Annotated in this window: 20 protein-coding genes; 7 read left to right on the top strand and 13 right to left on the bottom strand. The window is 65.3% G+C overall.

Annotation, left to right across the window (positions count from 1 at the left end; translation table 11 throughout):
• Positions 1–867, bottom strand: coding sequence for a putative selenate ABC transporter substrate-binding protein (locus tag ASD15_RS14150; protein WP_057155615.1), 867 nt, complete (start codon positions 865–867; stop codon positions 1–3).
• A gap of 175 nt (positions 868–1,042) precedes the next feature.
• Between ASD15_RS14150 and egtD the strand changes: the two genes are divergently transcribed.
• Positions 1,043–2,044, top strand: a complete 1,002-nt coding sequence (egtD, locus tag ASD15_RS14145; protein ID WP_057155613.1) for an L-histidine N(alpha)-methyltransferase — start codon at positions 1,043–1,045, stop codon at positions 2,042–2,044.
• A gap of 16 nt (positions 2,045–2,060) precedes the next feature.
• Entirely contained in the window at positions 2,061–3,365 is a 1,305-nt protein-coding gene (gene egtB, locus ASD15_RS14140) for an ergothioneine biosynthesis protein EgtB (RefSeq protein ID WP_057155612.1), read from the top strand.
• Positions 3,366–3,411: 46 nt separating this feature from the next.
• Here egtB and ASD15_RS33190 read toward each other — a convergent pair whose 3' ends face one another.
• The 5 genes from ASD15_RS33190 to selD all read right to left on the bottom strand — a co-directional run bounded on the left by ASD15_RS33190 (position 3,412) and on the right by selD (position 9,745).
• Entirely contained in the window at positions 3,412–5,019 is a 1,608-nt protein-coding gene (locus tag ASD15_RS33190; protein WP_057155610.1) for a methyl-accepting chemotaxis protein, read from the bottom strand.
• A 74-nt stretch (positions 5,020–5,093) separates the two neighbouring features.
• Positions 5,094–5,522 (bottom strand): hypothetical protein, encoded by a 429-nt coding sequence (locus ASD15_RS14130; RefSeq protein WP_057155608.1) that lies wholly within the window; start codon positions 5,520–5,522, stop codon positions 5,094–5,096.
• Positions 5,523–5,628: 106 nt separating this feature from the next.
• Entirely contained in the window at positions 5,629–6,579 is a 951-nt protein-coding gene (locus ASD15_RS14125; protein ID WP_082551832.1) for an alpha/beta fold hydrolase, read from the bottom strand.
• A complete protein-coding gene (gene leuA, locus ASD15_RS14120; RefSeq protein ID WP_057155607.1) occupies positions 6,576–8,282 on the bottom strand; it encodes a 2-isopropylmalate synthase in 1,707 nt (568 codons plus the stop codon). The genes ASD15_RS14125 and leuA overlap by 4 nt, the downstream gene beginning before the upstream one ends.
• A gap of 419 nt (positions 8,283–8,701) precedes the next feature.
• Positions 8,702–9,745 (bottom strand): selenide, water dikinase SelD, encoded by a 1,044-nt coding sequence (gene selD, locus ASD15_RS14115; RefSeq protein WP_057156072.1) that lies wholly within the window; start codon positions 9,743–9,745, stop codon positions 8,702–8,704.
• Between the two features lie 78 nt (positions 9,746–9,823).
• Here selD and senA point away from each other — a divergent pair, with 78 nt between their 5' ends.
• The gene (gene senA, locus ASD15_RS14110) at positions 9,824–11,050 is read left to right on the top strand and encodes a selenoneine synthase SenA (RefSeq protein WP_267877829.1); all 1,227 of its coding nucleotides are present in this window, start codon (positions 9,824–9,826) and stop codon (positions 11,048–11,050) included.
• Positions 11,051–11,099: 49 nt separating this feature from the next.
• Entirely contained in the window at positions 11,100–12,920 is a 1,821-nt protein-coding gene (locus tag ASD15_RS14105) for a DUF885 family protein (protein ID WP_057155605.1), read from the top strand.
• Positions 12,921–12,944: 24 nt separating this feature from the next.
• On the opposite strand, the gene ASD15_RS14100 is transcribed toward ASD15_RS14105, so the two are convergent.
• From ASD15_RS14100 to ASD15_RS14090, 3 genes are all read right to left on the bottom strand, one after another.
• The gene (locus tag ASD15_RS14100) at positions 12,945–14,177 is read right to left on the bottom strand and encodes a malic enzyme-like NAD(P)-binding protein (protein ID WP_057155603.1); all 1,233 of its coding nucleotides are present in this window, start codon (positions 14,175–14,177) and stop codon (positions 12,945–12,947) included.
• 155 nt (positions 14,178–14,332) lie between these two features.
• Positions 14,333–15,619: a Glu/Leu/Phe/Val dehydrogenase gene (locus tag ASD15_RS14095; RefSeq protein WP_057155601.1), complete on the bottom strand. Its 1,287-nt coding sequence runs from the start codon at positions 15,617–15,619 to the stop codon at positions 14,333–14,335.
• 161 nt (positions 15,620–15,780) lie between these two features.
• A complete protein-coding gene (locus ASD15_RS14090; protein WP_057155600.1) occupies positions 15,781–16,743 on the bottom strand; it encodes a LysR family transcriptional regulator in 963 nt (320 codons plus the stop codon).
• A gap of 146 nt (positions 16,744–16,889) precedes the next feature.
• Between ASD15_RS14090 and ASD15_RS14085 the strand changes: the two genes are divergently transcribed.
• From ASD15_RS14085 to ASD15_RS14075, 3 genes are read left to right on the top strand one after another with little or no spacing between them, the layout of a single operon-like run.
• On the top strand, positions 16,890–17,660 hold the full coding sequence (locus tag ASD15_RS14085) for an aldolase/citrate lyase family protein (RefSeq protein WP_057155598.1): 771 nt from the start codon (positions 16,890–16,892) through the stop codon (positions 17,658–17,660).
• Between the two features lie 39 nt (positions 17,661–17,699).
• The gene (glxR, locus tag ASD15_RS14080; protein ID WP_057156070.1) at positions 17,700–18,596 is read left to right on the top strand and encodes a 2-hydroxy-3-oxopropionate reductase; all 897 of its coding nucleotides are present in this window, start codon (positions 17,700–17,702) and stop codon (positions 18,594–18,596) included.
• A 9-nt stretch (positions 18,597–18,605) separates the two neighbouring features.
• Complete coding sequence (locus ASD15_RS14075) at positions 18,606–19,898, top strand: glycerate kinase (protein WP_057155597.1); 1,293 nt, start codon at positions 18,606–18,608, stop codon at positions 19,896–19,898.
• On the opposite strand, the gene ASD15_RS14070 is transcribed toward ASD15_RS14075, so the two are convergent.
• The 4 genes from ASD15_RS14070 to ASD15_RS14055 form a co-directional block, all read right to left on the bottom strand.
• The gene (locus ASD15_RS14070; protein ID WP_057155596.1) at positions 19,895–20,752 is read right to left on the bottom strand and encodes a hypothetical protein; all 858 of its coding nucleotides are present in this window, start codon (positions 20,750–20,752) and stop codon (positions 19,895–19,897) included. The genes ASD15_RS14075 and ASD15_RS14070 overlap by 4 nt on opposite strands.
• A 96-nt stretch (positions 20,753–20,848) precedes the next feature.
• Positions 20,849–22,189, bottom strand: a complete 1,341-nt coding sequence (locus ASD15_RS14065) for an MFS transporter (protein WP_057155595.1) — start codon at positions 22,187–22,189, stop codon at positions 20,849–20,851.
• Positions 22,190–22,200: 11 nt separating this feature from the next.
• Positions 22,201–22,653, bottom strand: coding sequence for a MarR family winged helix-turn-helix transcriptional regulator (locus ASD15_RS14060; protein WP_057155594.1), 453 nt, complete (start codon positions 22,651–22,653; stop codon positions 22,201–22,203).
• Positions 22,654–22,779: 126 nt separating this feature from the next.
• Positions 22,780–24,237, bottom strand: a complete 1,458-nt coding sequence (locus tag ASD15_RS14055; protein WP_057155593.1) for a DEAD/DEAH box helicase — start codon at positions 24,235–24,237, stop codon at positions 22,780–22,782.
• Between the last annotated feature and the right edge of the window lie 297 nt (positions 24,238–24,534).

Genomic DNA, 24,534 nt, shown 5'->3' with positions numbered 1-24,534 from the left:
TTACTTCTTCAGCAGGCCCGCGTTGACTGCAGCCGCTTCGATGGCGGTGTAGTTTTCAGCCTTGGTCGGAATGAACTTGGAGGCGCGCTGCAGGTCCAGGATCGCTTTGTCTTCAGGCTTGGACGGATCCAGCGCCAGGAAGGCTTCGGTGATTTTTTTCTTCATCTCGGCCGGCATGTCGGCGCGCACGGTCCAGTTGTAGTCGTAGTAGCCCGGGGTGGTGTAGAAAACGCGCACGGCGCTCGGGTCGACCTTCTTCTCGGCCACCAGCTTTTCCCACACGGAGATGTTCAAGGCGCCCGCGTCGACCTTGCCGCCGGCAACCGCGGCGACGGTGGCGTCGTGCGCGCCGGAGTAGGCGACCCGTTTCAGGTCGGTGTCCGGGTTGATCTTGGCGCCCAGCAGGAAGGAACGCGGCATCAGGTGGCCGGAGGTGGAGGACTCGGAACCGAAGCTCAGGGTTTTGCCTTTGAGGTCATCCAGCTTGGTGATGGCCTTGTTGGTGGTGACGAACACCGAGCGGAATTTCTCGTCCTCGGCGCGCTGCACCAGCGGCACGACCTGGCCCTTGCTGCGGTCCTTGGCTTGCACGAAGGTGAAGCCGCCGAACCACACCATGTCCAGCTTGTGGTTGATCAGGCCTTCCACCGATGCCGCGTAGTCGGTCACCGGGGTGAACTCGACCTTCACGTTCAGCTTCTTCTCCAGATACTCGCCCAGCGGCTTGAACTTGCGCTGCAGTTCGGTCGGTGCTTCGTCCGGGATGGCGGACACGCGCAGTACTTGCTGCGCAGGGGCTTGCGCGGCGGCAAACAGCAGTCCGGCAGCCATCAGCGATTTGACGAGGTTCAGTGGTGAGAGTTTCATGAGGAGGGATACCTGTTTATTGTTAAGGATGTTGGTTAAGCGGCATGGTTAAGTAACTAACCGAGCAATGCACGGCTGTGGCAGCGTCAGCCCGAAACGTGATATTCAGCTATGATAGCAAAACTGTCATCGGCAGCAGGCCCGGTGATGGCCGACCAACTTGACTGAGCACACTATGCCTATGTCCCGTACTGCGGCGATCCGCGTGATTTCGCCTGATGTTTCCAACCGGCCAGCCAGCATTCCGCATGGCAGCCCGGCCGCCATCGCCGAGATCAGCACCGGTTTGCTGGCCGAGCGGGCCTACACCTCGCCCAAATATTTGTACGACAGCCTGGGTTCCAAGCTGTTCGAAGCGATTTGCGAGCTGCCCGAATACTATCCCACGCGCACCGAAGCGTCCATCTTTGAGCGCCATGGCGCCGAGATTGCGCAGGCAGTGGGGCGCGGGTCCACGCTGATCGACCTGGGCGCGGGCAACTGCGCCAAGGCCGCCAGCCTGTTCCCGCTGCTGCACCCGGCGCAATACGTGCCGGTCGATATCTCGCGCGACTTTCTGCTGGAAGCGGTCAGCCGGCTGCAGCAGCGCTTCCCGCACATCGAAATGACGCCGCTGGGGCTGGATTTTTCGCGCAGCTTCCATTTGCCGGCCAGCGTGCGGCCCGAGCGGCGCGTGTTCTTTTATCCAGGTTCATCGATAGGCAACTTCGCGCCGCATGAGGCGATTGCCTTCCTGCGCCGCATGCGCGCCAACGAACAGGGGGACGGCGGCTTGCTGATCGGCGTGGACCTGATCAAGGACGGCGCCGTCTTGGACGCGGCCTACGACGACGCGATCGGCGTGACGGCCTCGTTCAACCTGAACATGCTGCGCCACCTGAACCATCTGATCGGCGCCGACTTCGACGTCACCCAGTGGCAGCACAGGGCGTTCTTCAACGCCGAAGAAAGCCGGGTGGAGATGCACCTGGAAGCGCGCGAGGGGCTGACCGTGAGCTGGGGAGGCTACGAGCGCCATTTCGCGCGCGGGGAGCGGATTCATACGGAAGACAGCTACAAGTACACCCGGCGCAGTTTTATCGACCTGCTGCAGGAGGCCGGTTTCGCCGCCACGCGCACCTGGACCGACGACGCGGAATGGTTCGCGGTGCTGCATGCCAGGGCGATAGGCGACTGACCGGGGCACCCAGACCATGCACATGACCGACCCTGCGCACTGGATAGCGCGCTACAACACGGTGCGCGAGCGTTCGCTGGCGCTGGCCGAACCGCTGTCGGACGAAGACTGCGGTGCCCAGTCGATGCCGGACGCGAGCCCCATCAAGTGGCACCTGGCGCACACCACGTGGTTCTTCGAGACTTTCATCCTGGAGCGCCTGGAGACGCAGTTCGCGCCTTTCCATCCGGCGTTCCGGGTACTGTTCAACTCGTATTACAACGGCATCGGCGAGAAGCATCCGCGCCCGCAGCGCGGCTTGCTGACGCGGCCCGCGCTGGCGGAAGTGAAAGCCTACCGCGCCAACGTGGACGTGCGCATGGCGCGCCTGTTCGCAGGCGAGCTGGCCGCGCCGCAGCGGGAACAGCTGGAAATGCTGGTCACGCTCGGCCTGGAGCACGAGCAGCAGCACCAGGAATTGATGCTGACGGATGTGAAGCACCTGCTGGCGCAGAACCCCCTGCATCCCGCCTACGTTCAGCGCGCCGAGGCGCCGGCCGGCGCATTGGCCGTCGCGGGGCGACCCGGCAGTTCCGCCGCAGCCGCGTCCGGCGCCGGCGGCGCGCCGGACTGGATCGCGTTCGATGGCGGCCTGGCCGAGATCGGCCATGGCGGCGATGGCTTCTGCTTCGACAACGAGCTGCCGCGCCACCGCCAATATGTGGCGCCGTTTGCGCTGGCCTCGCGCCTGGTCACGAACGGTGAGTACCTGGCCTTCATCGAAGCGGGCGGATATGAAACGCCGTCGCTCTGGCTGGCCGAGGGCTGGGACTGGGTTTGCACGCAAGGCTTGCGCAAGCCGATGTACTGGCTGCGGGACGAGACTAGCGGGCAATGGTCCGAGTTCACGCTGTTCGGCTTGCAGCCGCTGGACCCGCAAGGCCCGGCCACGCATTTGTCGCTGTTCGAGGCGGACGCCTACGCGCACTGGCGCGGCGCGCGCCTGCCCACCGAGGGCGAGTGGGAGCTCGCGGCGCAGCAGCTGGCGCCGGAAACCGGCCAGCTGCACCCGGCTGCGGCGCGGGAGGACGGCGACGCCGGCCTGTTGCAGATGTTCGGCCATTGCTGGCAATGGACCAGCAGCAGCTATGCCCCCTATCCCGGCTACGAGACGGCGCCGGGCGCGCTGGGCGAATACAACGGCAAGTTCATGCTGAACCAGTACGTGCTGCGCGGCTCGTCGTGTGCCACGCCGGCGGGGCATGCACGCGCCAGCTACCGCAATTTCTTCCCTGCCGGCGCGCGCTGGCAATTCACGGGCATACGCCTGGCGCGGCGCTAGCGGCAGGTCGGGTAGGGCCGGGGCCGGAGGTTCGCCCCCCACGCCATCAGGCGGCGCGGCGCTCCAGCAGCGCGCGGGTGGGCGGCTTGATGTTTGCGTGCCCCGGCCCTGCGGCCAGCCGGAACTGGCTGACCACGTCCTGCAGCGCGCCGGTCTGGTCGTGCATCGCCGCCGCTGCCGCCGCTGCCTGCTCGACCAGCGCCGCGTTCTGCTGCGTGGTCTGATCCATCTGGCTGATGGCGACGTTGATCTGTTCGATGCCGTCGGTCTGCTCGCGGTTGGCCAGCGTGATCTCGCCCACGATGTCGCTCACGCGCCGCACGCTGGCTACCACTTCATCCATGGTGCTGCCGGCCTGTTCCACCAGCGCGGCGCCGGCGTCCACCTTGCCCACCGAATCGGCGATCAGTTCCTTGATTTCCCTGGCTGCGCTGGCGGACCGCTGCGCAAGGGTACGTACTTCGGACGCCACCACGGCAAAGCCGCGCCCCTGTTCCCCGGCGCGCGCCGCTTCCACGGCCGCGTTCAGCGCGAGGATATTGGTCTGGAAGGCGATGCCGTCGATCACCCCCACAATTTCGGCAATCCTGCGCGAGGAGGCGTTGATCGAACCCATGGTTTCCACCACTTGCGACACCACTTTGCCGCCGCGCTGCGCCACTGCCGACGCGCTTTGCGCCAGCTGGTTGGCCTGGCGCGCGTTGTCGCTGTTGTTGCGCACGGTGGCGGTCATTTCGATCATGGACGAAGCGGTTTGCTCCAGCGCGCTGGCCTGCGCCTCGGTGCGCGCGGACAGGTCCATATTGCCGCTGGCGATCTCGCTCGACGCGGTGGCGATGGCGCCGGTGCCGCTGCGCACCTGGCCGACGATGTGCGCCAGGCTGCCATTCATGTCTTTCAGCGCCTCCAGCAGCTGGCCCGCCTCGCAGCGCGTGTCGGCCTCGATCTGGCTGGTCAGGTCGCCCGCCGCCACGGCGCGCGCCACGCGCAGCGCGTGGCCGATCGGCGTGGTGATGGAGTGCGTCACGCGCCAAGCGAAAGCCACGCCCAGCAGCAACGCCAGCACGCCCAAGCCGGCCATCATGCGCTCCGCCGTGCCGATGTTCGCCTTCACCAGCGCGCCGTGTTCGGTGACGATGCCGCGCTGCAGATCGTTCAGTTGCTTGACGCTGCCTTGCAGCGCAGCCAGCACCGGCAGCGTTTCGCTGCGCATCAGCTGTGCCGCCTCATCGCGCTGGCCGGCGGCGATCAGCTTGTCGACCCTGCTGAAGGATTGCACATACTGCACCCGTTGCGCGCGGATCGTCGCCAGCAGCGCTTTGCCCTCCGGCAGCACAACCAGCTGCTCCAGCAGCGCCAGGGCGTCCGAAATAGTCTTTTTGTTGGCGTCGATACCGGCGTGGATGCGCGCCTGGGCTGTGGCATCGGAGGCGATGAACAGCTCCAGTACCAGCGCCGAGTTGGCGCGCGTGGTGGCCGCGATGGTGGCGGCGGCATCGGCCTTGCGCCAGTCCTGGTCCACCATGGTGGTGCTCAGGTCGCCTATCTGCCACAGCCGCTGCAAGCCCACGCCGATCAGTGCCGCCATCAGCAGCAGAACCACGCCGAAGCCCAACCCAAGCCGGGCGCCTATCTTCAGATTCGCCAGTTTCATGCTTCCCTCCCGAAATGTTGCAGTGCAAAAACAGTATAGCAACTTTCGGGAAAGGTGTTCTGTGCTGGACAGCGCTAGCGCAAGGCCAGATGCAGCAAGCGTGGCTGCTGAGCATCGGAGTGCGCCATCGGCCCGGCTGGCATTGCAATCAGCAGCTCGCCATTTACCTTGCCGTAGGGTTGCAGTTCGATGCGCATCTTGAGCTGGCGGTCCAGCGCCACAAAGTCGTTCGAGCCGATGGCCACGATCTGGTGTTCGGTCCAGTCGTCCACCCTGGCGAAGTAGCGCTTGTCCACCCGCCGCAGATAGAGGGTCTGGCCATTGGCCAGGTTGTAGGCGCCGGCGAACTGCTGGAATTCGTCGCGCTGCATGGGAATGATCTGCCCGGGCACCGGTGCTTCGATCTGGCGCACGGGGCCGGGAATGGTCACGGTGTCGGCGGTCTGCGCGCCCGCCAGCAGTGACCCAGAGGCGAGCAGGCCCGCCAGGATAAGCGTTTTCATGATGAGGTCCTTCCTTCGCGATGACAGCCAGGCAATCTAGGCAGTCTAGGCTTGCGGGAAGGGGCGCGCGTCATTCAAGTGAATGAGGCCGTGGGCATGCGGGGGACTAAAGTTGTTGTTTGTCCAAGACAGCCATCACTGCGCCGACCACCGCTTCCGGCCGGGTGTACAGAATGGACTGGCCTGCGTCCTGCACGATGGTGCTGCTGCCGCGCGTGGACAAGGCCGCCAATTGCCGGCTGGCGAGGGATTCGGCGCGCGCGAGCACCGCCAGCGGCATGTCGCCGTAGCTCTTGCGCGCGGCGCGCAGCTGGCTGGCGCTGGCGGCCAGGTTGTCGATTTCGGAGGCGCGCGAGCGCCAGTAGGCGGGTTTGGCCACTTGTGCCGTTTGCGCGGCAGCCAGTTTGGGGCCGGTTTCGCCGCCTGGCGCGTAGGCGCAAGCAGGGGCGGCGCCGATCTTGCCGCTGTTGGCGGCGTCCAGGCAAGCCAGGGCTGCCTCGCGTGCCGCCGCCAGCGATGCGGCTTGCGGGAGCGCGGCGCCGTCATTGGCATTGGCGGCAGGAGCGGCTGCCGCCAGTTCCTCGTCGGACGGCGGCTCCACCAGCACCAGGCCGGTGACGTTGCCGCGTCCGCGCGCGGCGAACTGCTGCGCAATCATGGCGCCGAAGCCGGCGCCCACCAGCACGTAAGGCCCATCCATGCGCGCATTCTTCAGCAAGAAGTGCAGGTCCTTGGTGGCGTTGCCGGCCGTGGCGGCGCGGGTAGCCGGGTCGCTGAAGCCCATGCCGGCGCGGTCGTACACGCAGGCGCGGGTGCGCTTGGCCACTTCCGGCTGCACGGAGGACCAGTCCCAGCCCGCGCGGCCGCCGTCGGCCTCGAACAGCACGGTGGGCGAGCCCTTGCCCATGCAATACATATTCAGCTTGCGGTCGCCCACGTCCACCTTGACCTGCCCGCTGGCGTAAGCATCCTGCCCCGCAGGCGGGGCGGCGTGGGTGCTGGCGGCGGCTAGCAGGAGGGCGGCAGCCGCCCCGGAGAACGTGGGCCAGCGCATCATGCAGTGGCGTCCGCGCCGGCGGCCGCGGGGGCTGCAGCCGCTTCCTTCTGCCGGATCTGGCGGTTGACGGCGCTCAGCACGGCCTTGAAGGACGCAGTGACGATGTTGCTGTCGATGCCGGCGCCAAACAGGGTCGGGCCGTTTTCCAGGCGCAGCTCAACATAGCAGGCCGCCTTGGCGTTGGCGCCGGAGCCGATCGAGTGCTCGTGGTAGTCCATCAGCTTGATGTCCAGGCCGAGCGCGTCGACGAAGGCGTCGATCGGGCCATTGCCGCCGCCTTGCAGCGCCATGCTGGCGCCACGGTGGCTGAGGGCGATGTCGATCTGCACCGGCTCGTCGCTGGTGGTGTCTTCCTGCATCTTGTGCGAGCTGTAGGCGTACGGCGCGGTCTGCTCCAGATATTCCTGGCTGAAGATCTGGTGGATGCCTTCGGAGGTGATTTCCAGGCCGGTCTGGTCGGCCACCGCCTGCACCGCGCGGCTGAACTCGATCTGCAGGCGGCGCGGCAGCACCAGGCCGAAGTCCTGCTCGAGCAGGTAGGCCATGCCGCCCTTGCCGGACTGGCTGTTCACGCGGATCACCGCGTCGTAGCTGCGGCCCAGGTCTTGCGGGTCGATCGGCAGGTAGGGGATTTCCCAAGGCTGGTCCGGCTGCTGCTTGGCGAAGCCTTTCTTGATCGCGTCCTGGTGCGAACCGGAGAAGGCGGTGAACACCAGGTCGCCCACGTAAGGATGGCGCGGGTGCACCGGCAGCTGGTTGCATTCCTCGACCAGCTTGCGCACGCTGTCAATGTCGGAGAAGTCCAGGCCCGGGTGCACGCCCTGGGTGTACAGGTTCAACGCCAGCGTCACCAGGTCCACGTTGCCGGTGCGCTCGCCGTTGCCGAACAGGCAGCCTTCCACGCGGTCGGCGCCGGCCATGACGGCCAGTTCGGCGGCGGCAATCGCGGTGCCGCGGTCGTTATGCGGGTGCACCGACAGGATCAGCGAATCGCGGCGTTCCAGCTTGCGCGACATCCATTCGATCTGGTCGGCATACACGTTGGGCGTGCTGCACTCCACGGTCGACGGCATGTTGATGATCATCTTCTTCTGCGGGGTCGGCTTCCAGATGGCGCTGACGGCGTCGCAGATATGCTTGGAGAAATCGAGCTCGGTGGTGGAGAACGATTCCGGCGTGTATTCGAATCCCCAGTCGGTTTGCGGGTGCTGGGCGATCAGTTGCTTCACCAGCGTGGTGCCGGTGGTGGCAATGTTGGTGATTTCTTCGCGCGACATGCCGAACACCACTTTGCGGAACACCGGCGCCACCGAGTTGTACAGGTGGACAATGGCGCGCTTGGCGCCGGCCGCCGCTTCCACGGTGCGGCGGATCAGCTCTTCGCGCGACTGCGTCAGCACGATGATGGTGACGTCGTCCGGAATGCGGTCTTCGTCGATCAGCTTGCGCACGAAGTCGAAGTCGGTCTGCGAGGCCGAAGGGAAGCCCACTTCGATTTCCTTGATGCCGATCTTGATCAGCATTTCAAAGAAGCGCAGCTTCTTCTCGGGGCTCATCGGCTCGATCAGCGCCTGGTTGCCGTCGCGCAGATCGGTGCTCATCCAGATCGGCGGCTTGCTGATGATGGCGTTCGGCCAGGTGCGGTCGGTCAATTGGACAGCCGGGAAGGCGCGGTATTTCGCTGCTGGGTTTTGCAACATCATGGTGGTACTCCTGAGTCTTCTGAATTTTGGAAAGCCCCATGCCGGTCATGGGCGCATGCGATGTGGCGTTGGCTGCCTGGCGGGCCACGGAGACGCTAGGCCAGGCAACCGGTCGGTAGCGATAGCAGTAGCAGCGCGAAACCTCGGACGGTGCGTGCGGTGCTACGGTGCGTGTGGATAGCCGTGGTGGACATCGGTGCAAACTTTCCTGATTTTGGGGAGACTTGCGCAGCTTGTGGCCGGCGCAGGGGTACAACTGTGACGCGTTTTTAAGCGCGTGCTAGTAGGCGCGGCGCTAGCGATAGGGCGCTAGGAGCCGGCAGCAGGAAAGCGGATAGGTGCGGATGCGGGAACATGGGCTTTAATGTAAGGCAGCAAGTTCAACTCTGTCAAGCGAATTTGCTGCCTTGCAGCGAAGCTTACGACACAGTCACGCGCGCCGCGCCTGCGGCAGTCCTGCCCACCACGGCGGCGGCGTCGAAGCCCTCGCGCGCAAACAGGGCCAGCACCTCGTCCACGCTGGCCGGATCGCAGGCCACCAGCAGCCCGCCGGACGTCTGCGGGTCGGTCAGCAGGGCCTGCTGTGCCGGGGTGATGCCGGCCGACAGCGCCACGTCCTTGCCGTAGGCATCCCAGTTGCGGCCCGAGGCGCCGGTGAAGTAGCCGTCCGCGGCCAGCTGCGCCACGCCCGGCAGCAGCGGAATGCGGGCCATGTCCAGCTGTGCTTCCAGGCCGGCGCCGCGCGCCAGCTCCAGCAGGTGGCCCAGCAGGCCGAAGCCGGTGACGTCGGTCATGGCGTGCACCCCCGGCATGGCGGACAGCGCCTGGCCCGGTTTGTTCAGCTTGGTGGTGTTGGCGATCATGGCGGCGTAGCCGTCCGCACCCAGCTTGTCCTTCTTCAGCGCGGCCGACAGCACGCCCACGCCCAGCGGCTTGCCCAGCACCAGCACGTCGCCCGGCAGCGCGCCGGAATTGCGCTTGACCTTGGACGGATGCACCAGGCCCAGCACCACCAGGCCATAGATCGGCTCCACCGAATCGATGGTGTGGCCACCGGCGATGGGAATGCCCGCCTCGGCGCAGATCGATTCGCCGCCCTTGATGATCTGGCCTATGGTTTCGATCGGCAGTTTGTTGACCGGCATGCCGACCAGGGCCAGCGCCATGATGGGCGTGCCGCCCATGGCGTACACGTCCGAGATGGCGTTGGTGGCGGCGATGCGGCCGAAGTCGAACGGATCGTCCACGATGGGCATGAAAAAGTCGGTGGTGGCGATCAGCGCCTGCTCGTCATTGAGCTTGTAGACCGCCGCGTCGTCCGAGGTTTCGATGCCCACCATCAGTTCCTTCGGAACCGGGAAGCCGTGGGTGTTTTTCAGGATTTCCGACAGCACGCCAGGGGCGATTTTGCAGCCGCAGCCGCCGCCGTGGGAAAAGGAGGTGAGTTTGATAGGTGTTTGCATAATGCCCGTCACGATATCACAAGCGCGCCGCATCCCGCAGGGCGGGCATGAACGTTTCAGGTTCGGTTACAATCGGCCATGCGCTCACTTCATGCATCATTTCGCCACGCCCGGCCCGAGCAACTGGCGGAGGCCTTGCAGCACGCCCGGGCCCACACGCTGGCGCTGTTCGAGTGCGCCGCGGCCGCCGGGCTGGATGCCGCCATCCGCGTGCCGCAGCTGCGCAGCCTCAATCCGCCGCTGTGGGAGCTGGGCCGCGCAGCCTGGTTCGCCGAGTGGTTCGTGCTGCGCGAAGCCACTTCCAGCCACCCGGCGGACGCTGAACCCAACGCCTTGCTGAGCAAGGGCGATGACTGGTTCGACGCCAACACCGTGCCGCACGCCGCGCGCTGGAACCTGGACCTGCCCAGCCCCGGCGCACTGAAAACCTATTGCCACGAAGTGCTGGACCGGGTGCTGGACCAGCTGTCGCGCTGCGGCGGCAGCGACACCGAGCTGTATCCTTACCGGCTGGCACTGGCCCACGAGGACATGCAGGGCGAAGCCATGCTGTCGTCTCTGCAGACGCTGGGCGTGCCGGTGCCGCCCGAGTTGGCGCGCGACGAGCCGAGCTGGCCGCAGCAGTCCGAAATCGGCTTCCCGGGCGGCACGCTGCAGATGGGCAGCCAGGGCGGGGGGGGCTTCGTGTTCGACAATGAACTGCAGCCGCATGCCTGCTACGTGCCGCCATTCCGCATCGATTCGGCGCTGGTCAGCAACGCGCAGTATGCCGACTTCGTGGCCGACGGCGGCTACGAGCGGCGCCAGTTCTGGAGCGCGGCCGGCAATGCATGGCTGATGCGCCAGGAACGCTCGGCGCCGCGTTACTGGCAGCGCGATGCCGGCGACGGCATGCGCGGCAGGGCGCAAGACATCTTCTGGCGCACCATGCGCTTTGGCCACCTCGCCACGCTGGCCGGCCCGGAGCCGGTGCGCCATATCAGCCTGTTCGAGGCGCAGGCCTACTGCGCCTGGGCCGAGCGGCGCCTGCCCACCGAAGCGGAATGGGAATACGCCGCGCTGTCGGGGCACCCGGCATTCCGCTGGGGCTCGCTGTGGGAATGGACGGCCACGCCGTTCGAGCCCTATCCCGGCTTCGCAGCGGGGCCGTGGCGCGAATATTCGGCGCCGCATTTTGCCACCCACCAGGTGCTGCGCGGCGCCTCGTTCGCCACGCCGTCGCGGCTGGGATCGGCGCGCTTCCGCAACTTCCACCTGCCGGGCAGGGACGATATCTTCGCGGGCCTGCGCACCTGCTCCTGGTAGGCGAAATATTGTTAAAATCAGAACCTGATTTTGCAATTGCGGAGAAAAGATGAAACGTGCGTTGACCTGGCTGCTGACGGCGCTGACAGCCATCGTGCTGGCGGTCGTGCTGCTGGTGACGCACACGTCGCATTTCAAGCCGCTGCGGCTGGACTGGTTCTACACGCGGGTGTTCGCCACCTTTGCCATGGACAGCCCGGAAATGCTGTCCTCCTTCGGCGTGCTGCCGCGCTGGCTGGATTTTTTCAGCAGCCGGCTGGACGACGCGTCGCCTGCCCATGCGCGCAAGGTGATGGCGGAGATGAAGGACAATCTGGCGGTGCTGGAGAGCTACGACCGCGAGGACCTGGACCGGGACGGCAAGCTGTCCTATGACACGCTGCAGTATTTCATATCCATGCAGGTGGAGGGCGAGCCTTACCTGTCGCACGTTTTCCCGGTTAACCAGCTCGACGGGGTCCAGGCCACGCTGCCCGATTTCATGGTCCAGGTGCACCGCATCGGCAGTGTCGGCGACGCTGAGAATTACATTGCGCGCCTGCGTCGCTTTCCGGCCAAGTTCGGGCAAGTGCTGGAACGGATGAAGCTCAGCGAAAGCAAAGGCATCGTGCCGCCGCGTTTCACCGTAGAGAAGGTGCTGCGGCAGATGCAGGCTTTCGTCGCCACCCCGCCGCCGCAGCACCGGCTGTACCTGGACATGCGCGACAAACTGGCGGCGCTGCCGGCCGGGACGCTGGACGAGGCCACGCGCGCCAGGCTGCTGGCGGATACCGAGGCTGCCCTGCAGGGCCAGGTCTATCCGGCTTACCGCGGCCTGATTGCGTATTTCGAGGCGCTGCGCGGCACGGCATTGACCAACGACGGCGCCTGGAGCCTGCCGCACGGCGACGACTACTATGCCTGGGCGGTACGCATGCACACCACCACCGACTTCACGCCACAGCAGGTGCACAGCCTGGGCCTGGCCGAAGTGGCGCGCGTGGGCGCGGAAATGGACGCCATCCTGAAGCAGCAGGGACTGGCCGGGGGCAGCCTGGGCGAACGCATGATGCGCTTGTCGGCACAGCCGGAGCAGAAGTATCCGGACACGGAGGCGGGGCGCGCGGCCATGCTGGCACAGTACCGCGCCATTATCGGCGAGGCCAGCAAAGGCTTGGGCACGGCGTTCAGCATGAAGCCACGCCTGGCCTTGAGGGTGGAGCCGGTGCCGGCCGCGCTGCAGGCGACCGCCCCCGGCGCCTATTACCAGCCCGGGGCGTTCGACGGCTCGCGGCCCAGCGTGTTCTTCGTAAACATGCGCACGGTGAGCGAGACGCCGAAGTTCGCCATGCGCACGCTGGCGCATCACGAAGGACTGCCGGGCCATCATCTGCAGATCGCTGTGGCGATGGAACTCGAGGACGTGCCGTTCTTCCGCAAGGTGATTCCGTTCAGCGCCTACCAGGAAGGCTGGGCGCTGTATGCCGAGCGGCTGGCCAGCGAGCTGGGATGGGAGAAAACGCAGCTCGACAAACTGGGCCGCCTGCGCGACGACATGATGCGCGCCACCCGTCTGGTGGTGGACACGGGCATCCACTACAAGCGCTGGACGCGCGAGCAGGCGATTGCCTACATGCTGGAGAATACCGGCATGCCGGAGGACGACGTGACGGCGGAAGTGGAGCGCTACTTTGTGTCGCCGGGGCAGGCGCTGGCCTACAAGGTGGGCATGCTGACCATGCTGTCCTTGCGCGAACACGCGCAGCAGGAGCTGGGCGACAAATTCGACCTGAAGGCCTTCCACGACCAGGTGCTCACGCACGGCGCCCTGCCGCTGAAGGTGCTGGAGCACGTTGTCAGCGACTGGGTGGCTATGCGCAAGCGCAGCTGAGGTTCGGCGTAAGCCGCCATGCTGTTAAATCAGCGATGCGCCCAGCTTGGCCAGGTGCGCGGCGTAGGTTTCCGCGTCCAGTTCCTTGCGCGCCACGCCGCTGCGGAAGGCGGCCTGGGCGATCTTCGGCGTCACGCCGACCAGCAGGCGCGGGTCCAGCAGGCCCGGCACCACGTAGTCCTTGCCGAAACGCTCGTCGCTGCGGGCCATGCCGGCCAGCGCCACCACGCAGGCGATCTTCATTTCCTGGTTGATGGTGGTAGCGCCCGAGTCCAGCGCGGCGCGGAACAGGTAAGGGAAGCATAGCGCGTTGTTGATCTGGTTCGGGTAGTCCGAGCGGCCGGTGGCGATGATGGCGTCCGGCGCCACTTCGCGCACCAGCTCGGGGCGCAGTTCCGGCTCCGGATTGGCCAGCGCGAAAATGATCGGCTGTTTGGCCATCGATTTCACGTCCGCCTGCGACAGCAGGCCGGGGCCGGACAGGCCCAGGAATACGTCCGCGCCTTCGATTACCTGCGACAGCTTGGTGGCAGGCGTATCGCGCGCCCAGGCTTTCTTTTCGCCGTCCAGTTCGCGCGCGGTGGTCAGCACGCCCTTGCTGTCGCAGACGAAGATGTTCTCGCGGCGCGCGCCCAGCGACAGGATCAGGTCCAGGCAGGCGATGGCGGCGGCGCCGGCGCCCGAGCAGACGATCTTGATTTCGGCGATGTCGCGGCCGGTCATTTCAACCGCGTTCAGCAGGCCCGAGCCGACCACGATGGCGGTGCCGTGCTGGTCGTCGTGGAACACCGGGATCGACAGGCGCTCGCGCAGCTTGCGCTCGATGTAGAAACACTCCGGCGCCTTGATGTCTTCCAGGTTGATGCCGCCGAAAGTCGGGTGCAGCGCGGCGATGATGTCGACCAGCTTGTCCGGATCGGTTTCGTCGATTTCGATGTCGAAGGAGTCGATGCCGGCGAACTTCTTGAACAGCACCACTTTGCCTTCCATCACGGGCTTGCCGGCCAGCGCGCCGATATTGCCCAGGCCCAGCACGGCGGTGCCGTTGGTGATTACGGCCACCAGGTTGCCCTTGGCGGTGTACTCGTAGGCCAATGCGGGGTCGCGCTGGATTTCAACGCAGGGCACGGCCACGCCGGGCGAATAGGCCAGCGACAGGTCGTCCTGGCTGGCGACGCTCTTGGTGACGGCGATGGCGATTTTGCCCGGGCCGCCGGCCTTGTGATAATCCAGTGCCTTCTGTTCGAAAGTGCTCATGAAACGAATCCTTTAATATGCGAAAAACGCCTGCCCGAGCATAAGCCAGGGCAGGCGTGATGATGACTGAATGCGGCTAATATCTGATATTACCAACACTATCCGCGCGCGCGGTGCGCTTCCAGCCTGTGGATTTCACTTAGTCAGCGTGTTGATTAAGGATACAGGCCGCGCACTTCACGCGCTTGCAGCACGCGGGTGCACGCCAGGATGAAGGTCGCGGTGCGCAGCGTTACCTTCTTGTCCTGCGATACATCCCATACTGCGTTGAACGCGTCCTGCATGATGCGCGTCAGGCGTGCATTGATTTCGTCCTCGCTCCAGAAGAAGCTGGAGAAGTCCTGCACCCACTCAAAGTATGACACCGTCACGCCGCCGGCATTGGCCAGCACGTCCGGCACGATCAGGATGTCCTTGTCGGACAGGATGTCGTCAGCTTCCGGCGTGGTTGGGCCGTTGGCGCCTTCGAGGATGATTTTGGTGCGGATCAGCGGCGCGTTGGCGGCGGTGATCTGCTGTTCCAGGGCGGCGGGAATCAGGATGTCCGATTCAATGCCCCAGAATGCATCGCGGTCCATGAACTGCTCGATGCCGGGGAAGCCTTTTACGCCGCCCGTTTCCGCTACATGCTTGTGCAATTGTGCCACGTCCAGGCCGTTCGAGTGCACCACGGTGCCGGTGTGGTCCTGCACGGCGATGACTTTCGCGCCGGCATCGGCGAACATGGTTGCCGCTACGCCGCCGACATTGCCGAAGCCCTGGATCGCCACTCGCGCGCCCTGGATCGCCACGCCGCGCTTGGCCGCTGCCGCCTGGCCAACCACGAACACGCCGCGGCCGGTCGCCTCGCGGCGGCCCAGCGAGCCGCCCAGCGAGATTGGCTTGCCGGTCACGACGCCGGTCGACAGGTTGCCTTCGATCATGGCGTAGGAGTCCATCATCCATGCCATGACCTGTTCGTTGGTGTTGACGTCCGGCGCCGGGATGTCCTTGTTTGGGCCGATGATCAGGCTGATTTCGCTGGTGTAGCGGCGGGTCAGGCGCTGCAGTTCGCCACGCGACAGGGTTTTAGGGTCCACGCGGATGCCGCCCTTGGCGCCGCCGTACGGCACGTTCACGGCCGCGTTTTTCACGGTCATCCATGCCGACAGGGCCATCACTTCGGACAGGGTCACGTCCTGGTGGAAGCGCACGCCGCCCTTGCCCGGGCCGCGCGACATGTTGTGCTGCACGCGGTAGCCTTCGTAGTGGGCGATCGAGCCGTCGTCGCGCTCGATCGGCACGTCAACGGTCAGGATGCGCTTGGGGCGCTTCAGCGTTTCCACCCAGCGCGACAGGTTGCCCAGGTGCGGGGTAACACGGTCGATCTGCTTCAGGTACTGGCCCCAAGGACCGAGATCTTCTGGATTGAGGTAGGACGGCAGTGCGTGTTGGGTGGTCATGCTTGGCTCCTGTTTTATTCGATGGATTCTTCGTTCGACGCGGTGCTTGTGGCGTTGCGTTAGCGAGGCGAATCATAGGCTGGAGCCCTGCAAGGCGGCTAATGCTGTATGCGCATCCGATTATGCAAAAAAAGCATAACGTTACAATCGTTGAGTAAAAATTAACGTTCTGAGGCCGGCACGCGGCGCTTTTTGTCGGACGTTTTCTGCAGGCTTTCCAGATAGTCCCACAGCCGCGAAACGATGAATTTGCCGGGCCGGGAAGGCGAAGGGCGCTCCCGGTACAGGCGGATTTCCATTTCGATCTGCCAGTCCTGCACCCCGCCGTCGGCGGGCGCCAGCAGCTTCTGTTTTAGCTCGCGCGTGACGGCCGATTCAGGCAGGAAGGCGATGCCGCGTCCTTCCAGCGCCATCATTTTCAAGCCTTCCGCCATATCGGTTTCGTAGTGGTTCTCGAGATGCAGCGCGGTCTTGGTGTCCGCCAGGATCAGTTCCACCATGCGGCCCAGGTAGGCGTTGTTGGTGTAGGAGAGGAAGGGCAGCGGCTCCTGCCTGGTGCCGGGCAGCGTGAACTCGGGCGTGCGGGTCTTGTCGCAGCGGGCGTAGGCGCGCATGGCTTCGCGGCCCAGCACCAGCATGTCGTAGCGGCCCGGATCGAGCTGCACCGGCTGGCGCGGATGGTGGTAGCACAGCAGCAGGTCGCAGCCGCCTTCCACCAGCTGCAGCACGGCGTCGTGCACGTTGAGCGCCATCAAACGGCTGTTGATCGGCGCGAAGTCGGTCTCGAGCTGCGTGATCCATTTCGGGATGAAGGTCAGCGACAGCGTGTGCGGCACCGCCAGGTCGATGCTGTTCATGGCGGCGGCGCGCTTGTTGCGCAGCAGCTCGCGCACGCCGTTGATCTGGCCCAGCATTTCCAGCGCCTGCTCGTAGAACACCAGGCCGGCCGGCGTCAAGCGGGTGGGGTAGGAGGTGCGGTCCACCAGGTCGGTGCCGAGCCAGTTTTCCAGCGACTGGATGCGGCGCGAGAAGGCCGGCTGCGTCACGTGCCGCTGCGAGGCGGAGCGGCTGAAGTTATTGGTCTCGGCCAGCGAGATGAAGTCTTCCAGCCATTTGGTTTCCATGCTTGATCCAGCGCAAACGAGAGAGTGCGATTGTATTTCATTTCTTGCGCTGCTACTGCATTGCAGCATATACTAAGTCAAGTCATATGACGACTGACAACTTAGTGTTTGTACAAATATCACCAACCTTTCCAGGGAGCAGTGGCATGAGCAAACGGATCAACCATTTCAAGCGGGCGCTGAACAGCGGCACCCTGCAAATCGGCCTGTGGTCTGGGCTGTCGAGCAACGTCACGGTGGAGGTGCTGGCCAATGCGGGCTTCGACTGGCTGCTGCTGGACATGGAGCACTCGCCCAATGAGCTGCCGATGGTGCACTCGCAGCTGCAGGCGATTGCGCAGGGAACGGCCCAGCCCATCGTGCGTCCGCCCTGGAACGACACCGTGGTGATCAAGCGCCTGTTGGACGTGGGTGCGCAAACGCTGCTGATACCCTTCGTGCAGAACGCGGAAGAGGCGCGCCAGGCGGTGGCCGCCACGCGCTATCCGCCGCTCGGCGTGCGCGGTTTCTCAACGGCGGCGCGCGCCTCCGACTATGGCCGCGTGGCGGACTACTGGGCCACCAGCGGCGACGATATCTGCGTGCTGCTGCAGGTGGAAACACCGGAGGCGATCGCCAATATCGAGGAAATCGCGGCAGTGGAAGGCGTGGACGGCATCTTCATCGGCCCGGGCGACCTGGCCGCCTCCATGGGCCACCTGGCCAACCTGAAGCACCCGGACGTGGTGGCCGCGATTGAAGGCGCGGTGCGCCGCATTGTCGCCACCGGCAAGGCCGCCGGAGTGCTGATGGGGGACGAGGCGCTGGCGCGGCGTTACATCGCGGCCGGTTGCACTTACACTGCGGTAGGCAGCGACATCGGCCTGCTGGCGCGCGGCGCGGAGGCGCTGGCGGGAAAATTCAAGAACGCCGCCTGAGCGCGGCCCATCAAGAGGAGCAGGGATATGAGTAAGGGCGTGAGTAAGGTAGGCTTTATTGGTCTGGGCATCATGGGCGCGCCGATGGCGGCGAATCTGCTGAAAGGCGGCCACGAACTGTTCGTCCTGCAGCGCAAGGCGCTGCCGCCCGAACTGGTGGAACTGGGCGCGGTGGGCTGCGCCAGCAGCAAGGAAGTGGCGCAGAAGGCCGAGGTGATCATCCTGATGGTGCCGGATACGCCGCAGGTGGCCGAGGTGCTGTTCGGCGAAGGCGGCGTGGCGCAGGGCCTGAGCGCCGGCAAGACGGTGGTGGACATGAGCTCCATTTCGCCGATTGAAACCAAGCAGTTCGCGGCCCGCATCAATGCGCTGGGCTGCCAGTACCTGGATGCGCCGGTATCCGGCGGCGAAGTGGGTGCCAAGGCCGCCACGCTGACCATCATGGTGGGCGGCAGCGAGGAAGCCTTCAACGCTGTCAAGCCGCTGTTTGAACTGATGGGAAAAAATATCACGCTGGTGGGCGGCAATGGCGACGGCCAGACCACCAAGGTGGCCAACCAGATCATCGTGGCGCTGAACATCGAAGCGGTAGGCGAGGCGCTGCTGTTTGCTTCGCGCATGGGGGCCGATGCCGCCAAGGTGCGCCAGGCGCTGATGGGCGGGTTTGCCGCGTCGCGCATCCTGGAAGTGCACGGCGAGCGCATGATCAAGCGCACCTTCAATCCCGGCTTCCGCATCGAGTTGCACCAGAAGGATCTGAACCTGGCGCTGAGCAGCGCGCGCGCCATCGGCGTGAGCCTGCCCAACACGGCGACGGCGCAGGAGCTGTTCAATTCCTGCGTCTCGCACGGGGGCAAGGCCTGGGACCATTCGGCGCTGGTGCGCGCGCTGGAACTCATGGCAAACTACCAGATCGGCGACCAGCTGCCTGAATAGGATACGTCCATGACATTCCAAGCCACTTTATTGCGCAGCATGTTCGACGCCGCCGTGGCGACGGCGCAGCCCGGACTGTGCCTGCCCCGGTTTTTGCCGGAACCGCCGCGCGGACGCACCGTGGTGATCGGCGCCGGCAAGGCGTCGGCCGAGATGGCGCGCGTGCTGGAGCAGCATTGGCCGGGCCAGTTGAGCGGCCTGGTGGTGACGCGCTACGGCTATGCCGTACCTTGCCAGCGCATCGAGATCGCCGAAGCGGCGCATCCGGTGCCGGATGCAAAAGGGCTGGAGGCGGCGCGCCGCATCCTCGCCTTGGTGCAGGGGTTGACGGTAGACGACCTGGTGATCTGCCTGATCTCTGGCGGCGGCTCGGCGCTGCTGCCGCTGCCGCATGCGGGACTGGACCTGGCCGTCAAGCAGGAGATCAACCGCGCCTTGCTGCAGAGCGGCGCCACCATAGGCGAGATGAACTGCGTGCGGCGCCACTTGTCCGCCATCAAGGGCGGACGGCTGGCGGCGGCATGCCACCCGGCGCGGGTGGTCACGCTGCTGATTTCGGACGTGCCGGGCGATAACCCGGCCGACATCGCGTCCGGCCCCACCTGCGGCGACGCCACCACCTGTGCCGACGCGCTGGCCATCCTGCAGCGCTACGGCATCTCGGTGCCGGAGGCGGTCACGAAGCTTCTGGAGTCGGGCGCCAGCGAAAGCATCAAGCCGGGCGATCCGCGCCTGGCGCGCAGCGAGATCCGCCTTATCACCGCGCCGCAGATCGCGCTGGAGGCGGCCGCCGAAGTGGCGCGCAAGGCCGGTATCGTGCCTTACATCCTGGGCGACAGCATTGAAGGGGAGGCGCGCGAGGTAGGCATTGTCATGGCCGGCATGGCGCGCCAGGTGGCCATGCGCGGGCAGCCGTTCGAAGCGCCGTGCGTGCTGTTGTCCGGCGGCGAAACCACGGTGACGATACGCGGCGGCGGCAGGGGCGGGCGCAACGTGGAGTTCCTGCTGTCGCTGGGGGTATCGCTGAACGGCCACCCCGGCATCTACGCCATCGCCTGCGATACGGACGGCGTGGACGGACAGGAAGAAATCGCCGGCGCCATCATCGGGCCGGACATGCTGGAGAAGGCATGGGGCCAGCGCATCAACCCCCGTTTGAGCCTGGCCAACAACGACGGCCACGGCTTCTTCCAGGCGATAGGCGCGTCCGTGGTGTGCGGGCCGACGCTGACCAACGTAAACGACTTCCGCGCCATCTACGTCGAACCGCAGGCTCGAACGGCGATGAGCAGCAGTGACTAGAAGTGGTATTCCGCGCGTACCATCGGGGTGCGCGCGGTGGCGCCCGGATTGTTCTTGTCGCTGTTGCCGAACTTGTTCTTCCAGAACTGGTACTCGATGCCGACCTTGAAGGTGTTCTTGGCGGCGCCCACGGCTGCGCTCATGTCGTACATGATCTGCATGTCGATGTTGGTTTCCGGCTTGGTGGCGGCGCCGAATTCGTTGATGCCCTTGTGGCCGATGAAGTTGGCGAAACCTTCAAAAGACAGCGGGATGCCGGCATTGAAGGGGATGCCCCACACCAGGTTCAGCATCGGATGCACGTCGTAGTCGTAGCGCGGCGTGCTGGTTTTCGAGAAGCCGCTGTAGGGCGCGTTGCTTTCCCACAGAGCCAGCAGGCTGACGTCGAGGAAGCCCGGCACGTCCAGGTTGAGCGTGGGGCCGGCAACCAGCATGCGCTTGCGGGAGTTGTAGCCCGCGTCGTGCTTGGTGTTGAAGTCGAAGCCGGCGGTGAGGCCGAGGCCACGCACGGGACCGGCCTTGAAGTGCTTGCCGGTGACTTTGCCCAGGTCCAGCGTGTGGCGGTACAGCACGTATAGTTCGCGCGCGCCGTCATCTGAGCCCACGCTTTTCGGATCGGTCTTGTCGGACAGCAGCAGGTCTGCGCTGATGAAGTTCTTGCCGTAGGCGTAGCCGTTGACGTGGCTCAGGTTGACGATGTTCTTCTTGATGTCCACCGGGTTGAACGGCTCGGCGAAGTGGGTGCCGTAGCGGTAGCTCAGCGCGGTGTCGCTCCAGTCGAGCGCTTGCGCGGCGCTTGCGCCCAGCAGGGCCAGTGTGGCGAGAATAGTATGGTTGATTATCTGCTTCGGCATGCGCTGTTCTCCCCGGGATTGATGCACCCATTGTGTACGAAAAGACGGGCCCCGGGGAGGAAGCGTGGCGAAAGCGAGACGGCTTGTCGGCCCGCCCTATCGGGACGGCAAGCCGATGCGGGCCATGGGCGTGAGCAGCCACGCCAGTGCGCTGATGGCCAGCAGCAGCGCGCTGCCGCCTGCAAACAGCTGCGCCAGTGTGATCACCTTCAGCAGTGCACCGATGGCGGCGGCCGAGAGCGGCGCCAGGCCCATGAAGATGAACATGAAAATGCTCATCGCGCGGCCCAGCATGCGGGGCGGCACGCTGCCTTGTATCCACGTGAAGACGGCAATCTGCATGAAGCCCGCCAGGGTGCCCGCCAACAGCAGCAGGGCCGCGCCTTGCCAGGTGGCGGTAATGGCGCCCAGCGGCGCGAGCAGCAGCGCCACGATGGCGTCGATGGCGAGCAGGGTGGCGCCGAATCCGCCGAAACGCAGTTTCACGCCTGTGCTGGAAAGCGCCATCCCGAGCAGCATGCCGGTGCCGTGCGCCCCACTCAGCATGCCCAGCGAGGCGGCGCCGTGCAGGTTCTGGCTGGCCAGCAGCGGCAGCGCGACTTGCATGGCGCCGCCGACGAACACCGCCACCAGTGACCAGTAAATGAAGCAGGTGCGCAGCGCCATGTCGCGCCAGACGGTCAGCAATCCTTCGGCCACCGAGCTGAATATCGATTGCGGCGGGCCGGCCGGCGGCGTGGCGGCCGGGCGCAGGCGCACCCGGGCCAGGGTCCAGGCGGTGAACAGGAACGTGAAGCAGTCGAACGCAAAGGCCAGGCCGATGCCGATCGCACCGGCCGGCGCGTGCAGCGGCGCGCCGGCCGCGGCGCCGCCATGGCCATGCGCGGCGTGGCCTGGCGCGGCGGCGCCGCCGTCGCCTGCCAGGGCGATCAGCAAGGCGGCGAGCACGGGGCCGGTCAGCATGGTGAGCTGGCGCATGCCCATCATCGCGCCGTTGGCGGCCTGCAGGTGCTCGGACGGCACCACCTGCGGCATGATGGAGGTGCCCGAGGGGATGGAGAATGCCTGTGCCAGCCCCAGTCCGAGCGCCAACGCATACAGCAGCGGCAGCGACAGCAGCGCGGGCGCGAACAGCACCAGCCAGGCCAGCACGCCGAGCAGCGCGGCATTGGCGTACTTGGTCAGCATCAGCACGCGCTTGGGCGAGTAGCGGTCCACCAGCGCGCCGCCGACCAGCATGAACACCGCGCGCGGCACGCTCATGATGGCAATCGCCGCGCCCAGCGCAAGCGGGTCGCCGGACATGGTCAGCACCAGCCAGGGCAGGGCGATCATGGTGAACTGGTCGCCGAAGCCGGAGATGACGCCGCCGCCGAGCAGCCAGCGAAAGTTCTTGTCGCCCAGGATGGGCGGGCGTGGGGAGCGTGCTTTGGTCATGGCCCGGCCGCTCAGCTGTTGGTCAGGTTCATGCCGGCCACGCTGCCCAGCACCGCCGCCAGTGCGTCCAGCTGCGCCGGGTCGGAGTTGCGTAGCAGTTCAGCGCTGACTTCGCGCGCCGTCACCATCGCGTTGTCCAGCATTTCATGGCCGGCGGGGGTGATGACGGCATAGCCGACGCGGGCGTCGCGCGGGTCCGGCTGGCGCGCCACCATGCCGTTCTTTTCCAGTGGCAGCAGGGTGCGCGTGACGCCGGAGGCGGTCAGGCCCTGGCGCTCGGCCAGATCCACGCGGCGCAGGCGGCCGCCGGGCGCCCTGGCCAGGTGGTTGAGCAGCATGAAGTCGCTGAAGCTCAGGCCGAAGTGGCCGCCCAGCGCCGCGTCCAGGCGGCGCACCATGGCCGCTTGCGCGCGCGCCAGGCGCAGGCAGAAGTCGAGAGCGGCGTCGCCGGTGATGTTTTCCATGATGAGTCCTTGAACTTTATTTGACTAATGATTGATAATTGCTTGAGTCGGCAAGTATATGGTCAAGGCGAAAAAAAAGCCACCGATATTTTCGGCGGCTTTTCTCTCTAGGGCTGAGCGCGCGGATTAACGGTCGCCGTAGCTGCGGCGTGCGCCGTCGGTACGGGCGCCCTTGTAGCCGCCGCCGTCGCGGTTGAAGCCGCCGCCGGTGCTGGCGCCTTCGCGCGGGTAGCCGCCCGAACCGCCTTCACGCGGGTAGCCGCCGCCTTCCTTGCGCGGTGCGCCCGGCTTGCTGAAGCTGCGCTGGCCTGGCTTGCCGCCACGGTTGTCGCCTGGTTTCCAGCCGCCTGGACGGGCAGCCGAACGCGGAGGCGCGGTGCGCTTAGGCTCGAAACCTTCGATGGTGGTGACCGGGATCAGCTGCTTGGTGAAGCGCTCGATGCGCTTCACGTTCATGCCTTCGGCGTGGTTCACCAGCGAGATCGCCAGGCCGTTGCGGCCGGCACGGCCGGTGCGGCCAATGCGGTGCACGTAGTCTTCAGCAAACTTCGGCAGGTCGTAGTTGAACACGTGGGTGATGGTCGGAACGTCGATGCCGCGTGCTGCGACGTCGGTTGCCACCAGCACCTTCACCTGGCCGCGGCGCATGCTGTCCAGGGTGCGGTTGCGCGCGCCCTGGTGCATGTCGCCGTGCAGTGCGGCTGCCGAGAAACCGGCGATGTTCAGACGGTCGGCGATGGTGTCGGCGTCACGCTTGGTGGCGGTGAACACCACTGCCTGGTCCAGCGTCTCGTCGCGCAGCAGGTGGTCCAGCAGGCGGTTCTTGTGCGACAGGTCGTCCACGAAGTGCACGCGCTGCGAGATGTTCTCGTGCTTGTTGGCGGCGCTGATGATCTGGATGACCATCGGATCCTTGGTGATGCGGCGGGCCATGTTGCCCACTACGCCGTCCAGGGTGGCCGAGAACAGCATGGTCTGGCGGCTGTCAGGGGTGGCGGCAACGATTTTCTCGATGTCGTCGATGAAACCCATGTCCAGCATGCGGTCGGCTTCGTCCAGCACCAAGATCTGCAGCTGGGAGAAATCGATTTTGCCCGATTCCATATGGTCGATCAGGCGGCCCGGGGTCGCCACCAGGATTTCCGGATTGCGCGACAGCAGTTGCATCTGTTTAGGGTAAGGCATACCGCCCAGGATGGACACGGCCTTGATGCCGCGCAGGTTCACTGCGTACTTGTCGGTATTGGTGGTCACTTGCAGGGCCAGTTCGCGGGTCGGGGTCAACACCAGCATTTTTGGCTGTGCAGCTTTGAAACGTGGACGCTCGCCGCGCGCTTTGGCGGCTTGCATTTCTTGATTGGGGGTCTTGCCGGCGGCAGCCGGCGGCAGTGCTGCCAGACGGGTCAGCGACGGCAGCATAAAAGCTGCGGTCTTGCCGGAACCGGTCTGGGAGGATACCAACAGATCCTTGCCTGCGATAGCGGCAGGCACAGCTTGCTCCTGTACCGGGGTCGGCTTGGTGTAGCCGGCATCGGTCAGGGCTTTGAGTACGGACGTGTTGATACCAAGTGCTTCAAAAGTCATTCTTATCTTTCGTAAAAATCAGCGTTCATGCAAAAACGCAGAACGCAAAATAGCAACGCCAACCAAACGAAATGACTCTAACAAACTAGATTAGAAATTTCGGCACAAAAGCTTTGCGCCGGGACGGTGTCTTAGTCGACACACAAGGCGGGGGGCTTTATAAGCGTCATCAGGAACGATGCGCTAAGGCTTGCGTAGCTGCTGTTATTCGAAGTGCCGACTGCGTGTTGCAGCGCACAAGCCAGTACTATAACGCATTTCCGCCGTTCCTGCACGCCTATCTGGACTTTTATTGGC

Source organism: Massilia sp. Root351 (assembly GCF_001425045.1).
In the GTDB taxonomy this organism is placed as follows: Bacteria; Pseudomonadota; Gammaproteobacteria; order Burkholderiales; family Burkholderiaceae_D; genus Rugamonas.
Note: the sequence above shows the minus strand (reverse complement) of the source record. Positions and strands in the feature narration are given on the sequence as shown.